The sequence below is a fragment of the Marinactinospora rubrisoli genome, assembly GCF_042664915.1.
GTDB lineage: Bacteria > Actinomycetota > Actinomycetes > Streptosporangiales > Streptosporangiaceae > Marinitenerispora > Marinitenerispora rubrisoli.
The window spans coordinates 444,075-458,232 of record NZ_JBHTBH010000001.1 but is presented as its reverse complement, the minus strand read 5'-3'; the positions used below and the strand labels follow the sequence as shown (position 1 = coordinate 458,232).

The 14,158-nt window shown below is 71.0% G+C and carries 10 protein-coding genes; 4 read left to right on the top strand and 6 right to left on the bottom strand.

The features are described 5' to 3' along the window. Window positions 1-209: 209 nt before the first annotated feature. Complete coding sequence (locus ACFQRF_RS02105; RefSeq protein ID WP_379868316.1) at window positions 210-962, bottom strand: ANTAR domain-containing protein; 753 nt, start codon at window positions 960-962, stop codon at window positions 210-212. Window positions 963-1,556: 594 nt separating this feature from the next. Between ACFQRF_RS02105 and ACFQRF_RS02100 the strand changes: the two genes are divergently transcribed. Next, window positions 1,557-2,807, top strand: a complete 1,251-nt coding sequence (locus ACFQRF_RS02100) for a GAF domain-containing protein (protein ID WP_379868314.1) — start codon at window positions 1,557-1,559, stop codon at window positions 2,805-2,807. 1,055 nt (window positions 2,808-3,862) lie between these two features. Here ACFQRF_RS02100 and ACFQRF_RS02095 read toward each other — a convergent pair. The 3 genes from ACFQRF_RS02095 to ACFQRF_RS02085 are packed head-to-tail and all read right to left on the bottom strand — an operon-like array spanning window position 3,863 to window position 9,051. Beyond that, window positions 3,863-4,027 carry a hypothetical protein gene (locus ACFQRF_RS02095; protein WP_379868313.1) on the bottom strand — a complete coding sequence of 55 codons (165 nt, stop codon included), beginning with the start codon at window positions 4,025-4,027 and terminating at the stop codon, window positions 3,863-3,865. Between the two features lie 57 nt (window positions 4,028-4,084). After that, window positions 4,085-4,726, bottom strand: a complete 642-nt coding sequence (locus ACFQRF_RS02090; protein ID WP_379868312.1) for a response regulator — start codon at window positions 4,724-4,726, stop codon at window positions 4,085-4,087. A gap of 53 nt (window positions 4,727-4,779) precedes the next feature. Beyond that, complete coding sequence (locus ACFQRF_RS02085; protein ID WP_379868311.1) at window positions 4,780-9,051, bottom strand: HAMP domain-containing protein; 4,272 nt, start codon at window positions 9,049-9,051, stop codon at window positions 4,780-4,782. Window positions 9,052-9,484: 433 nt separating this feature from the next. On the opposite strand from ACFQRF_RS02085, the gene ACFQRF_RS02080 reads away from it, so the two are divergent. From ACFQRF_RS02080 to ACFQRF_RS02070, 3 genes are all read left to right on the top strand, one after another. Next, window positions 9,485-11,728: a SpoIIE family protein phosphatase gene (locus ACFQRF_RS02080; protein WP_379868309.1), complete on the top strand. Its 2,244-nt coding sequence runs from the start codon at window positions 9,485-9,487 to the stop codon at window positions 11,726-11,728. Between the two features lie 136 nt (window positions 11,729-11,864). After that, window positions 11,865-12,095, top strand: coding sequence for a type II toxin-antitoxin system HicB family antitoxin (locus ACFQRF_RS02075; protein WP_379868308.1), 231 nt, complete (start codon window positions 11,865-11,867; stop codon window positions 12,093-12,095). Further along, on the top strand, window positions 12,092-12,307 hold the full coding sequence (locus tag ACFQRF_RS02070; RefSeq protein WP_379868307.1) for a type II toxin-antitoxin system HicA family toxin: 216 nt from the start codon (window positions 12,092-12,094) through the stop codon (window positions 12,305-12,307). Before ACFQRF_RS02075 ends, ACFQRF_RS02070 begins: the two co-directional genes overlap by 4 nt. A 9-nt stretch (window positions 12,308-12,316) precedes the next feature. Here the strand turns inward: ACFQRF_RS02070 and ACFQRF_RS02065 are convergent, their stop codons facing one another. Together ACFQRF_RS02065 and ACFQRF_RS02060 are read right to left on the bottom strand one after the other, a co-directional pair. Further along, the gene (locus ACFQRF_RS02065; protein WP_379868305.1) at window positions 12,317-12,922 is read right to left on the bottom strand and encodes a response regulator; all 606 of its coding nucleotides are present in this window, start codon (window positions 12,920-12,922) and stop codon (window positions 12,317-12,319) included. Continuing rightward, complete coding sequence (locus ACFQRF_RS02060; protein WP_379868304.1) at window positions 12,919-14,157, bottom strand: sensor histidine kinase; 1,239 nt, start codon at window positions 14,155-14,157, stop codon at window positions 12,919-12,921. The genes ACFQRF_RS02065 and ACFQRF_RS02060 overlap by 4 nt, the downstream gene beginning before the upstream one ends. Window position 14,158 lies beyond the last annotated feature (1 nt).

Genomic DNA, 14,158 nt, shown 5'->3' with positions numbered 1-14,158 from the left:
GCTTCGCCGCCGACACGTGCCGCCCGCCGGTCGCCGCCGAACTCCGGTAGACGTGCACCCCATGCCCGTCACCATAGCGCCATTCGGAACGCCCTGACAGAATCGCGATCCTGCTGTCACCGCACCGATACCGCCGGTGCGCTGCACGATCGATTCCGCTGGCCGTGCGGGGGACGGCCCCCTCACCGCACGGCGGGCGGCCGTGCGCCTCAGCCCCGTCCGCCGGCGCCCGCGTTCTCCGCCACCAGGCGACGCGCGACCTCGGCGACCTTCATCCGGTTGCGCTGGGCCACCCGGCGCAGCTCCTCGAACGCCGCCGCGGCGTCGCAGCCCTTGGCGTGCATGATGATGCCCTTGGCCTGGTCGATCACCCCCCGGGCGTCCATGGCGCGGCGCATGTGCGCGGCCTCGCGGGCGACGTCGGTGTAGCGGCCGGCGCTGTGCAGCGCCGCGGCGGCGTGCTCCGCCAGCACCGCCACCAGCGGGGTGACGACCGTGTGGTCGAAGGCGTCCGCGCGGCCGGAGTGCACGCCGAAGGTCACGACTTCGCCGTCCAGCGCGCACGGGTAGGTCACCGAGGAACGGTCACCGCACTGGACGGCCATGCTGGTGTAGCGCGGCCAGCGGTCCTCCCGCAGGACGTCCCCCACCGTCACCGGGCGCCCCGTGCGCACGGACTGCACCGTCGGCCCCTCGTCAGTGGCGTACTGGTGCTCGAACGCGGTGGCGAGGTCGGGGTGCGACGCCCCGTAGTCCACCACGACGTGCCGGCCGGCGACCTCGGCGGCCTCTTCCTCTTCCGGGCGCACGTCCCGCCAGATCACCACGAGCGCGGCGGAACACCCGGGCACTCCGCGGGCCGCGGCGACGCTCATCTGGTCCAGCGCACGCTCGGGCGTGCTGCTCTCGCTCTGTCCGAGGGCACCGATCTCCCGCGCCAGACGTTCCACCCATGTGGACACGGCCTTGATCCGCCTCCCCCGTCCGTGCAGCCGACTCGTACTTCGCCGACACTCCACGGTATCGGCAGCCACGACGACCACGCCTCCACGGAAGCGTGAGCCGGTGAGCGTCCGGAGCCGACGGTGCCCCCCGCCGAAGGCCCCACCGCACCGGCAGCGCAGGAAAGCGAAACGGCGAACGCGACCGGCGAACACCCGCGCGTGAGCCGGAGAGCGCCCGGAGCCGACGGCGCCCACCGCCGAAGGCCCCACCGCACCGGCGGCGCAGGAAAGCGAAACGGCGAACGCCACCGGCGAACACCCGCGCGTGAGCCGGAGAGCGCCCGGAGCCGACGGCGCCCACCGCCGAAGGCCCCACCGCACCGGCGGCGCAGGAAAGCGAAACGGCGAACGCCACCGGCGAACACCCGCGCGCGAGCCGGAGAGCGTCCGAAGCCGACGGTGCCGCTTGGCGTAGCCCGATCCGTCCCGCCGATGAAGGGCGGTGTTCCGGCGAGCACGACCGGGGATCCGGATGCGTTAGCGTCAGAAACAGGGGCACGACCGGCGGATTCGCCGAACATCCACGCCCACATGATGTCAGGAGCCAACGGTTTGTCCGAGCGTGACAATCTGGCCGACCTCCAGCGCGAGATCGCCGACCTGAGCGGACGCGTGGCCGCGTTGCGCAGCACCCATGTGGCCTACCCCGCTGACGCGGCCGGTACCGCGGAGGCGGCCCTCGCCGAACTCGGTTTCGCCGAGCAGCTCTTGGCCGAATGCCAGGACCGGCTGACCGCCGGTGCCGACACCGCGGCGCCGCGTCGGATGGCCAACGACGACGAGCGCGCCGTCTTGCGCGCGGTCTTCACCGAGCTGGGCGTCCCCGTGGCGCTGCTCGACCACGAGGGCTACATCCGGCGGATCAACGCTGTCGGCGCGGAGCGGCTGGGCAGCACCAGTGGCTACCTCACCGGCAAGCCTTTCTCGATCTTCGTCGACCTGCGGCGCCGGGCCGCCATGCGGTCGTGGCTGGCCGCCGTGCTGCGCGGCGGAGAGCCCGCGTCGTTCGACTCCCGGCTGGCGCGGCGCGGCTGGGCCGAGGACGTCCACCTCACCCTGTCCCGGCTGGACGTGCCGACGGAGGCGAACCCGCTGGTCCTGGTGGTGATGTCACCGCCGATGCCGCGCGCCGACGAGGGCGAGGGCCCGGCACCGCTGGAGTCGGAGGTGGAGGACCAGGTGGTGGTCCTGGCCGCCCGGCGGCTCGACGTCCTCACCCGGATGACGCGGCTGCTGCTGCGCAGCGCGGGTCCGGGCGGCGCCGGCCGGCCGCTGGCGCTGGACGATGCGGCGGCCCTGCTCGCCGACTCCTACGCGGACTGGGTGCTGATCGACGTCTGCGACCTGCCCGACGACCCGCGCGGCGCACGCCGCGCCGTGGTCGCCGGTCCACGGGGACACGATCAGGCGAACGAGGTGGGCGGTCGCGACACCGGAGCCGGCGACGCTCCGTGGCAGGACACCCTCGACGGGACGGAGTCCGCGCGCGCCCTCGTAGCCGCGCTGGACCCGCTCGCCTCGGAGGTGCCCGGAGAGGTGCTGGCCAGTGGCGAATCCGTGCTGCACCAACTCATCGAGGATGAGGGACTGCTCGGTCACGGTGCCGACGGCGTTCCAGTGCTCAGCGCCCTGGGCGCCGGGTCGCTGCTCAGCGTCCCGCTCCGCGGCAGCCGCGGGGTGCGCGGGGCGCTCACGCTGGTCCGCCGCAGCAATCGCGGGTCGTTCCGGCTCGCCGACCTGGGGCTGATCGAGGAGATCGGCGAGCACATCGGGCTCGCACTGCCGCCGGGCCCAAAGGACTGACCCGCGCACAGAGTGCGAGTCGCTGAGCGTCCGGAGCCGACGATGCCCACCGCCGGAGGCCACTTCGCATCGGCGGCGCAGGAAAGCGAAGCGACGAGCACGACCAGCCAACACCGGTGCGAGTCGCTGAGCGTCCGGAGCCGACGATGCCCACCGCCGGAGGCCACTTCGCATCGGCGGCGCAGGAAAGCGAAGCGACGAGCACGACCAGCCAACACCCGTGCGACTCGCTGAGCGCCCGGAGCCGACGATGCCCACCGCCGGAGGCCCCACCGCACCGGCGACGCAGGAAAGCGAAGCGACGAGCACGACCACCCAACACCCGCGCGAGTCACTGAGCGCCCGGAGCCGACGATGCCCACCGCCGAAGGCCACTTCGCATCGGCGGCGCAGGAAAGCGAAGCGACGAGCACGACCAGCCAACACCCGTGCGACTCGCTGAGCGCCCGGAGCCGCCGACACCCCTGCCGAAGGCCACTTCGCATCGACAGCACAGGAAAGCGAAGCGACGACCACCACCAGCCAACACCAATGCGCGCCCGGCACCATGCGGCGTCCCACGGACGGCCATGGCGTTTTCCGATCTCGGCGTGGAGAGGCGATCAGTGCCGAATCGGCATCGCCCAGCGTGTCCCCCACACACCAGAAAAGCCCGCAGTGCCTGAACCGACGACCGGGCAGATCCCATGCACCGTAGGCCCGGTGCCGACTCCGCCCACGCGGCGACCTCGCCGGCGCCTGCCCCGAACCGACGCGCCCCGGCGTGACGTCCCTCCGCGAACGCCACGGCCCTCTGGCCGACCGCCCACGACCCGTGCCGCCGCTGGACTCAGGCCGGGAGCCACGCCCAAGCCTTGGCCACCCGCGATCCCGCCCTCATGCGCCGGGCCGATCCGCTGGCAGGCCGACGTCGACCAGGCGATCGCGCACCCACCGCCGACGGGGCGAAAAGAGGGGGCGGGCGAAATCACGAGCCGGCCGAACCGGAGCGGCACGCACCCCGGCCGCTCCACCCCGCATCGGCGATGCCGGCCCTGAACGTTCCAGAAACGTTCCTAGCCGTCCGACCAGCCTGAGGTGCGGACCCGGCCGCTGCCGTCGCAGCCGCCGCACTTGCGCGGCACCACCATCTCGCCGGTCGCGTCGTCGCCGGCGTAGCCGACCACGGTGACCCGGAAACCGGTCCCGAGGCAGTCGAGGCACACGATCGCGATGTCCATAGGGTCAGCGTAGGGCCCGCCGGATCGCCGTCGCCGGCGCCGCGCCGGCTCGGCGGATCAGGCGGGGCCGCGCATCGCCTCCACGAGGGTGGTGAGCTGCGCGACGGAACGGTCGAGGTCCCGGATCGCGGCGACCGTCTGGCTGTCGGCGTCGCGGTCGTCGGTGGCCATGCGCTTGCGCAGCAGTTCCAGGCTCGCGTTGATCTCGGCGACGCGCTTGGACAGGTTGCCGACCACCGATCCGGTGGAGGCGCCGCCGGTCTCCTCGCTCAGTTCCCGCCGCAGCAGCCGCGACTGCTCCGCCAGTTGCTGCTTGGTGTGGTGCAACTCCACGAACACCTCGACCTTGGCGCGCAGCACCCACGGGTCGAACGGCTTGGTGAGGTAGTCGACCGACCGGGAGGCGTAGCCGCGGAACACCTGATGCCGGTCGATGTCGGTGCCGGTGAGGAAGATGATGGGGACGTCCTTGGTCCGCTCGCGCTGCTTGATGTGGGCGGCGGTCTCGAAACCGTCCATCCCCGGCATCATGACGTCGAGCAGGATGACCGCGAAGTCGTCCGTCAGGAGCGCCTTGAGGGCCTCCTCGCCGGAGGTGGCCCGCACCAGGTTCTGGTCGAGCGAGGTGAGGATGGCCTCCAGGGCGGTCAGATTGTCGTCGCGGTCGTCGACGAGGAGGATGTTGGCCTTGTGGGGCACGGTCGCTGCTCACTCTCTTCCGGGCCGGCGCGCGTCGGCCCGCTCGTTGGTCCTCACTCCGTCGCCCGATCCCGCCGGCCGCCGGAGACCTCGCCCGCGGCACTCCGATCCAGCCACGTGCGCATGACGTCCAGCAGGTGGTCGAGATCGACCGGCTTGGTCACGTAGTCGGACGCACCCGCGTCCAGGCTGCGTTCCCGGTCGCCCTGCATCGCCTTGGCGGTGAGCGAGATGATCGGGAGGTCCGCGAACTGCGGCATCTCGCGGATGGCCCGGGTCGTGGCGTTTCCGTCGAGCTCGGGCATCATGATGTCCATGAGGACGAGGGCGATGTCCTCATTGGCCTCCAGCTTCTGGATGCCGGCGTGCCCGTTGTCGGCGTAGAGCACCTCCAGGCCGTGCGCCTCCAGCGCGCTGGTGAGCGCGAAGACGTTGCGGACGTCGTCGTCCACGATCAGCACCCGGCGCCCCTCCAGCACGGCGTCGCGCTCGGGGTCGGTGCGGGCCCCGGTGGCGGTCGTGTCGGCGCCCTCAGGGGCCGGTACGGGCTCGCGGAGCGCCGGTACCGACTCGGCGGTCTCGGCCGGCTCCAGGTCGTCGAAGCCGCCGAGATCGCCGTAGTCCTCGGTGTCGGAGAACTCGGAGAGCGACTCCAGGCCGGTGAACTGCACGCTCCCGGCCGGGAGCTCCGAGGCGGCGCCGGGCGTCCCGTCGCCGGACTCCTCCACCCGGACGTTGCCGTTCTCGGGCAGCCGCACCGGCAGCAGCAGGGTGAAGATGGTGCCCTCGCCGAGCGTGCTCTGCACCCGGATCTCGCCGCCGATCAGCTCGGCCATCTGGCTGCTGATGGACAGCCCCAGACCGGTCCCGCCGAAGCGCCGGCTGGTGCCGCCGTCGCCCTGGTGGAACGCTTCGAATATCACCTGGAGCTTGTCGTTCGGGATGCCGATGCCGGTGTCGGCGACCGAGAACGCGATGATCTCCTCGTTCTCGCCGAAGGTGTCGAGATCGGCGTCCTCCAGCGCCCAGGCCGGCTCGATCAGCAGCCGGACCTCGCCGGTGTTGGTGAACTTGACGGCGTTGGAGAGCAGGTTGCGGAGCACCTGCTGGAGCCGCTGCTCGTCGGTCCACAGGTAGTTGGGGATGTCCGGCGACACCTCGACCGCGAACGCCAGGCCCTTGTCGCTGGCCATCGGGCGGAACGCCGCCTCGACGTAGTCGACGAGCTGGCTGATGGAGACGTCGGACGGGCTGACCTCCATGCGCCCGGCCTCGACCTTGGACAGGTCCAGGATCTCGTCGATGAGCTGGAGCAGGTCGCTGCCCGCCTTGTGGATGGTCTGCGCGAACTCGACCTGCTTGGAGGTGAGGTTCTGCTCGGTGTTGTCGGCGAGCAGCCGCGCCAGGATGAGCAGGCTGTTCAGCGGCGTGCGCAGCTCGTGCGACATGTTCGCCAGGAACTCGGACTTGTACTTGGACGAGACCTGGAGCTGGTGTGCGCGGTCCTCCAGGGACCGGCGGGCGCGTTCGATCTGCCGGTTCTGCAGCTCGATCGCGCGGTTCTGGCTGGCGAGCTGCCCGGCCTTGCTGTGCAGCTCGGCGTTCTTGCGCCGCAGCTCCTCCTGCTGGCGCTGGAGTTCATTGGACCGCTCCTGCAGGGCGGTGGTGAGCTGCTGGGACTGCGCCAGCAGGTACTCGGTCTTGGAGTTGGCCAGGATCGTGTTGATCGTGGTGCCGAGCAGCCCGATGAGCTGACGCAGGAAGTTGATGTGGATCTCGCGGAACGGGCTGTAGGAGGCGAGCTCGATGACGCCGAGCACCCGGTCGTCGCTCAGGATGGGGAAGATCGCGAGGCTGAGCGGCGGAGCGGAGCCGAGACCCGACTCGATGGTGACGTAGTCGCCGGGGACCCCGTGCAGGATCACCTCCTTCTTCTGCACGATGACCTCACCGGCGAGTCCGACGCCGGACCGCACCCGGCGGCGCGGCTCGGGCGGCTGGTAGCCGTATCCGGCGAACAGCCGGAAGGTGCCCTCGTCGTTCTCGTCCTCGGGCAGGAAGCAGGCACCGTGCTGGGCCTCGACCAGTGGGGTGAGTTCGGTCATGATGAGCCGGGCCAGGTCGTTGAGGTCCCGGTGCCCCTGGATCAGCCCGGAGATGCGGGCGACATTGCTCTTCAGCCAGTCCTCGTCGCGCTGCGCGGCGGTGGTCTCACGCAGGTTGGCGACCATCAGGTTGACGTTGTCCTTCAGGGTGGCGACCTCGCCGCTCGCCTCGACCTGGATGGACTGGGTCAGGTCGCCGCGGGTCACGGCGCTGGCGACGGACGCGATCGCGCGCACCTGAGTGGTGAGGTTGAGGGCCAGCTCGTTCACGCTGTCGGTGAGCTGCTTCCACGTGCCGGAGACGCCGTCGACCTTGGCCTGGCCGCCGAGCTGCCCCTCGCTGCCCACCTCGTGGGCGACCCGTGTCACCTCCGCGGCGAAGGTCGACAGCTGCGCCACCATCGTGTTGATGGTGTCCTTCAGTTCGAGCATCTCGCCCTGGGCGTCGACCGTGATGTTCTTGCTGAGGTCGCCGGCGGCGACCGCGGCCGTCACCTGGGAGATGTTGCGCACCTGGGAGGTCAGGTTGTGCGACATCGAGTTGACGTTCTCGGTCAGGTCCTTCCAGATGCCCGCGACGCCCTTGACATTGGCGCGGCCGCCCAGCTTGCCCTCGGTGCCCACCTCGCGGGCCACCCGTGTGACCTCGTCGGCGAACGCGGAGAGCTGGTCCACCATGACGTTGATGGTGTCCTTGAGCTCCAGGATCTCGCCCTTGGCGTTGACGGCGATCTTCTTGGTGAGGTCGCCGCGCGCCACCGCGGTGGTGACGACGGCGATCTGCCGGACCTGGTGGGTCAGGTTGTTGGCCATCGAGTTCACGTTGTCCGTGAGGTCCTTCCAGACCCCGGACACGCCGCGCACGTGCGCCTGGCCGCCCAGCTTCCCTTCGGTGCCCACCTCGCGCGCCATGCGGGTGACCTCGTCCGCGAACGAGTCGAGCTGGTCGACCATCGTGTTCACGGTGTCCTTCAGCTGCAGCATCTCGCCCTGGGCGTCCACGGTGATCTTCTTCGTCAGGTCGCCCTTGGCGACCGCCGTGGTGACCTGCGAGATGTTGCGGACCTGGTAGGTGAGGCTGTTCGCCATGGAGTTGACGTTGTCGGTGAGGTCCTTCCAGATGCCCGACACGCCCTTGACGTTGGCCCGCCCGCCGAGCTTGCCCTCCGTGCCTACCTCGCGGGCGACGCGCGTCACCTCGTCGGCGAAGGAGTCGAGCTGGTCGACCATGGTGTTGACCGTGTTCTTCAGGGCGAGCATCTCGCCCTGGACGTCGACCGTGACCTTGCGGCTCAGGTCGCCGCGCGCGACGGCCGTCGTCACCTGGGAGATGTCCCGCACCTGGTTGGTGAGGTTGTCGGCCATCGAGTTGACGTTGTTGGTCAGGTCCTTCCAGATGCCCGACACGCCCTTGACGTTCGCCCGCCCGCCGAGCTTGCCCTCGGTCCCCACTTCGCGGGCCACCCGGGTCACCTCGTCGGCGAACGTCGACAGCTGGTCCACCATGGTGTTCACGGTGTCCTTGAGCTGCAGCATCTCGCCTTGGACGTCCACCGTGACCTTGCGGCTCAGGTCGCCGCGCGACACCGCGACGGTCACCGTGGAGATGTCGCGCACCTGGGCGGTCAGCCGCGCGGCCATCTGGTTGACGGCCTCGGTGACGTCCCGCCAGGCACCCGAGACGCCCTCGACGCGGGCGCTGCCGCCCAGCTTGCCCTCGGTCCCCACCTCACGGGCCACCCGGGTCACCTCCATGGTGAACCCGGACATCTGGTCGGCCATCCGGTTGACGGAGGTGGCCAGGCGGAGCAGGTCGCCGTGCAGCCGGCCGTGCCGGCTGTTGAGGTCGACCCGCTGGGAGAGGTCGCCGTTGGCCACCGCGTCGAGCATGTGCGCGACGGAGGTCATCGGCTCGCTGATCTCGTCGAGGAGCTGGTTGAGGGAGGAGACGCTCTTGCCCCAGGCGCCCTTGGCCGGTACCACGGAGACCCGCTCGGTGAGACGGCCCTCCGTGCTGACCACCTCACCGACCCGCTGCAGCCCGTCGCTGAGCTGTTCCCAGTGGTCGATGACCTGGTTGAACACGCCGGCGATCTCGCCGTGCTTGCCCTCGGCCCGCGCGTTCAGCCGTACGCTGAAATCGCCGTCCCGGACGCTGTAGAGCGCGTCGAGAAGCTCGTCGAGCCTGGCGTCGTCCGCCGTCGTTGTGCTGGTCGCCATATCCCCTCCTCCGCTGCTGGCCGGCGTGCTCTCCCCGCTTCCGCGACGAGGAGGGGCGCCGTCCCGTCCGGCCCCGGATCCGCGCTTCCGGTCGGGGGTGATTCCCACCGCACCGCCGGTGAGCCCGCCCCCGCGTCACTCCCACGGCACGGCGGCGGCGCCGGAGATTCCACCCACAAGAGGTGAACCACGGTGCATTACGTTAATTGGCTGGGCTGCTCAATAGGTGGACGTTCTGACATCATGATTGTGTTCCCTGCACGCCGCATGGGGTGTCCCCCGCCGTGACCTCGACGGTTCCCCCACCATGGCCCATGCGGGAGTACGACGAATCGGCGGGGCCGGAAGAACGAGAGACGGGGGTCCGCGGTGATCACGCCGATGTGCGACCCGCATACCCATCCCATACTCAGAGAAACCGTATGACTTCACGATGCCACATGACGCGATGAAGGTCGCTCGCCAGGAGTTCTCCGCCGCCCCCGAGACCGCGGGCGAGGCTCGGCTGTTCGTCCGTGACACGTTGCGCGAATGGAACGTCGGCCGGCAGTCGGACGACATCGTCCTGCTGGTCAGCGAGCTGGTGACCAATGCGGTGATCCACGCCGAGACCAGGCTCGAACTCACGATGCGCCGGCTGCCGCGGGCCGTCGAGGTGGTGGTGGCCGACCGAGTGCCGGAGCGGGCGGTCCCCAAGGCGGGACCGCTGGCGGTCGACGTCTCTCCCTCGACCGAGAACGCCCGCAGCGGCGGTCTCGGCCTCGCCCTCGCCGGCGCCATCGCGTCGAGCTGGGGCGTGAGCTACAGCAAGGACGACAAGGCCGTCTGGTTCCGGATCGAGGACGAGGAGCTCGCCACGGCCGACGGGCCGGGCCCCGAGCATGGGGCCGAGGTGGCGACGTCGGCCGGCGACCGGCCGTCGCTCGCGCCGCCGCTGCCGCTGCGCCGCTCCCGGCGTCCGGGGCGCGGCGACCCGTGGGCACCGCTGGACGCCGCCCTGTCGGCCCGGCTCCCGTTGCGCCAATTGCTGGACCGCACGGTCGACTACGCCCGTACGGCACTCGGCGGGGACGCCGCCTACATCGCGCTGGCCACCACCGACGAGACCGAGTGGGAGATGCGGGCCGGTGTCGGGCTGACCAGCGGCCCGTGGCGGCCGTTCCGCAGCCGCACCGAGGAGACGTTCCCGTCGGCGGCGCCCGAACCCGGGCCCGTCATCAACGACGACATCGTGATCGCGCGGGCCCATCGCGGCAGGCTGGCCGCCGCCGGGATGCGGTCCCTGGTCACCGCGCCGCTGATCGTGGAGGGCCGGATCACCGGGCTGATCGGCGTGGCCTCGCGGCGCATCCGACACTTCGGGAGCACGGCCGCCCGCCGCCTGCAGGAGGGCGCCGACCGCATCGCGCTGCCGGTGGAGCGAGCCCGGCTGGCCGAGGTGGAGCTGGCGCGCCGTGCCTCGCTGAGTTTCCTCGCCGAGGCCAGCGACATGCTCGCGGGCACGCTGGACGAGCGGATGACGGCCGCGCTGGCGGCACAGCTCACCACGTCCCGGCTGGGGAACTGGTGCGTGGTGCACAGCACGAACGAGCTCGGGGTGTCCCGGCTCACCTACGCCACGCACGCGAACGAGAACTACACCGACGTGCTCCGCAACCTGGTGACCGCGCTGCCGCCGCAGGAGCAGCGCGAACCCGCGCCGTTGTGGACGAGGTCGATGCTGTCGGCGGCCGGTCTCGACGACGAGCTGACCCTTGAGCTCGCGGAAAGCCCGGCGATCAGCATCTCGCTGGTGGGCCGCGGCCGGGTGCTGGGCCGGCTGACCATCGGCAAGGAGGCGCCGGAGGAGTTCACCAACGAGGACGTGAACGTCGCCGAGGATCTGGCGCAGCGGGTGGCGTCGGCGCTGGAGAACGCGCGGCTGTACTCCAACCAGACCTCGATGAGCGAGGCGCTGCAGCGCAGTCTGCTCCCCGCGAAGGAGAAAGTGCCGCGGATCCCCGGGGTGGACCACGCCGTGTTCTACCGCCCGGCCGACGAGCGGACCGTGGTCGGCGGCGACTTCTACGACCTGTTCGCGACCGACGGCCGCTGGTGCTTCGCCATCGGCGACGTCTGCGGAACCGGCCCGGAGGCCGCGGCGGTCACCGGCCTGGCCCGGCACACGCTGCGCGCCCTGGCGCGGGAGGGGTTCCCGCCGGACCACATCATGCGGCGGCTCAACCTCGCGATCCTGGACGAGAACACCTCCACCCGGTTCCTCACCATGCTGTACGGCGAGATGACGCCGATCAGCGGGCCGGAGGGCGGACCGGGCGGCATGCGCATCCGGCTGGTCTCGGCCGGGCACCCGCTGCCGATGCGGCTGCGCCGCGACGGCGCCGTGGAGCCGGTGGGCACCTCCCAGCCGCTGCTCGGCGCCTTCGAGGACGTGGAGTTCTTCACCGAGACCGTCGAGGTCACCTCGGGCGAGGTCCTGCTCGCGGTGACCGACGGTGTGACCGAGCGCCGCAACAACGCCGACATGCTCGGTGACGAGGGTCTGCTGAAGATCTTCTCCGGCTGCTCCGGCCTGACCGCGCAGGCGGTGATCGCCCGCATCGACCGCGACCTGGAGGAGTTCGCCCCGGGCGGGCACACCGACGACACGGCGATGCTGGTGCTGCGGTTCGTCTGAGTCAGTGGGGGGACTCGGCCGGTACCCGGTCTGGTCATTCTCCGATCGCCCTTTCTTGGCTGTGGATGACCCGGTCGTCGGCTGAGAAGACCTCTACTCTGCAGGTTGTCAGGGTTTCGTGGCATGGGAGGGGCACATGGCTCAATCGGCGACGCTGCGGCTCACCGCCCGGATCTGGCCTGAGGAGGGCGGATTCGTCATCCAGTGCGTGGAGAACGGGGTCACCACCGAAGGCGACACCTATGAGGAGGCGCTCCACAACATCCAGGAGGCCGTGGAGTTGTACTACGAGGACGAGGACGCCGACTTCTCCCTGATCCATCCCGAGGCAGCGGTACTTCCCTTCGACGTCCGGGTCAGCGCATGAGCCCTCGTGCTCGCAGGCTCTCCAGCAAGGAAAAGGAAATCGTCAAGCTGCTCGAAGCCGAGGGCTCCGAGCGCGTGTCCACTCGCGGCGATCATCTCGAACTTCGGCGCGGCGGCCGGTCGGTCGTGGTCCTGTTGGGGCGGGATCCGCTCCGGATCGGGACGCAGAATGCGATCCTCTCCGCAGCCGGAATCGATCCGTACTCGCTGTGACACCCGCGCTCACAACCACCCCATCTCCTCCGCCGTGCGGATGGCCGAGATCCGGTTGCCGGTACCGGTCTTGGTGATGGCGCTGGAGAGGTAGTTGCGGACGGTGCCCTCGCTCAGGTGGAGGGTGCGGGCGATGGCCGCGACCGATGCGCCGTCGGCGGCGGCGCGCAGGACGTCGGCCTCGCGGGCGGTCAGCGGGCTGTCCCCTGCGGTCATCGCCGTGGCGGCCAGCTCGGTGTCGATGTAGCGGCCTCCGGCGTGCACCCGGCGGATGGCGCCGGCGAGCTCGTCCACGGGGGCGTCCTTGGCCAGAAAGCCGCGCGCGCCGGCCGCGAGGGCGCGGCGCAGGTAGCCGGGGCGGCCGAAGCTGGTGAGAATGAGCACCGCGCAGGACGGGACGGCGTCCCGGACCTGAGCGGCCACCTCCAGGCCGCCGGCCCCGGGCATCTCGATGTCCAGCACGGCGATGTCGGCCTGGTGATCGCGCACCGCGGAGAGCACCTCGTCGCCGCGGCCGACCTCCGCCACCACGGTGAGATCGTCCTCCAGCCCGAGCAGCGCCGCGATGGCGCCGCGCACCAGATGCTCGTCGTCGGCGAGCACGATGCGGATCACGCCGCCACGTCCTTTCGTTCCGTGCCGGCCGCCGGCCGGGCCTCCGGCGCGCCGGCCGGTTCGGCGGGCAGCACCGCCCGCAGCAGGAAGCCCCCGCCGGTCACGGGGCGGGCCGACAGCGTGCCGCCGACGGCGGCGACCCGCTCGGTGAGTCCGGTCAGCCCATTGCCGTACTGGACCTGGCCGGCCGAGCCACGCGCCCCGTCGTTGAACATCTCCACCACGACCGCCCGTTCCTCGCGTGCGAGGGACAGGTCACAGCGCCGGGCCGAACTGTGCCGGAGCACGTTCGTGGCCCCCTCCCGGCAGACCCACGCGACCGTGGTGCGCTGCTCGGGGGTCAGGCCGACGTCGGCCCCCGTCAAGGTACAGCGGGTCCCGCCGGCCTGCAGCACGGCGCGGACGCTGGCCAGCTCCGCGGCGAGGTCCACGTCCCGGTATCCGCTGACCGCGGCCCGTACCTCGCGCAGCGCCTCACGCGCCAGCTGCTGCACCTGCACCATCTCCGCGGCGGCGCGGTCGGGGTCGCGCTGCGCCAGCCGGGCCGCGAGTTCGCTCTTGACCGCGACGCCGGACAGGCTGTGGCCGAGCAGGTCGTGCAGGTCGCGGGCGAAGCGCAGGCGCTCCTCCGAGACGGCCAGCCGCGCCTGGGCCTCCCGCGCGGCGTGCGCCTCGTTGGCGACGTCCCACAGCAGCAGCACGGCGTGGTTGGCGGCCAGCATGATCGGCGCCCAGACCACCGGGATCGTCCAGATGACGAGCATCAGCCACGGATCGCGCTCCTCGAAGGTGGCGAACCGCACCCAGGGGAGTACGAGCAGCACGGCGCTCACCACGATCATGAGGCGGCGGTCGGCGACGAGGACGGCGACCGACCACCACAGGCCGACGGCCATCAGCGTCAGGACCTCCAGGTCCAGGCACACCGCGACGGCCGCCAGCAGGCCGAGGGAGGACCAGAACGCGAAGGACGATCGCGTCTTCCGGCTTCCGAGGCGATGCTGCACCATGCGCAGCAACTGCCAGCCGAGCGGCAGGGAGAGGACGACGGCGAGCACCGCCACCTCGATCGGACGGTGTCCGTTCTGCACCGAGCTGATCGCCGTGACGGCGACGAACGCCGGGACCATCAGCGCGAGGAACCCGAACGACCCCACGACGATCCAGCGCGCCAGTGTGAGCCTGCGGACCACCCGGTCGTCCACGCCGGCCGTCGGGGCGGACCGGTCCGTCATC

What these genes read in the sequence shown, in the direction of transcription:
- ACFQRF_RS02075 (WP_379868308.1), top strand. Translation starts at nt 11,865, where the DNA reads ATGGCTCAATCGGCGACGCTGCGGCTCACCGCCCGGATCTGGCCTGAG.
- ACFQRF_RS02095 (WP_379868313.1), bottom strand. Translation starts at nt 4,027, where the DNA reads ATGGACATCGCGATCGTGTGCCTCGACTGCCTCGGGACCGGTTTCCGG.
- ACFQRF_RS02080 (WP_379868309.1), top strand. Translation starts at nt 9,485, where the DNA reads ATGCCACATGACGCGATGAAGGTCGCTCGCCAGGAGTTCTCCGCCGCC.
- ACFQRF_RS02085 (WP_379868311.1), bottom strand. Translation starts at nt 9,051, where the DNA reads ATGGCGACCAGCACAACGACGGCGGACGACGCCAGGCTCGACGAGCTT.
- ACFQRF_RS02060 (WP_379868304.1), bottom strand. Translation starts at nt 14,157, where the DNA reads ATGACGGACCGGTCCGCCCCGACGGCCGGCGTGGACGACCGGGTGGTC.
- ACFQRF_RS02070 (WP_379868307.1), top strand. Translation starts at nt 12,092, where the DNA reads ATGAGCCCTCGTGCTCGCAGGCTCTCCAGCAAGGAAAAGGAAATCGTC.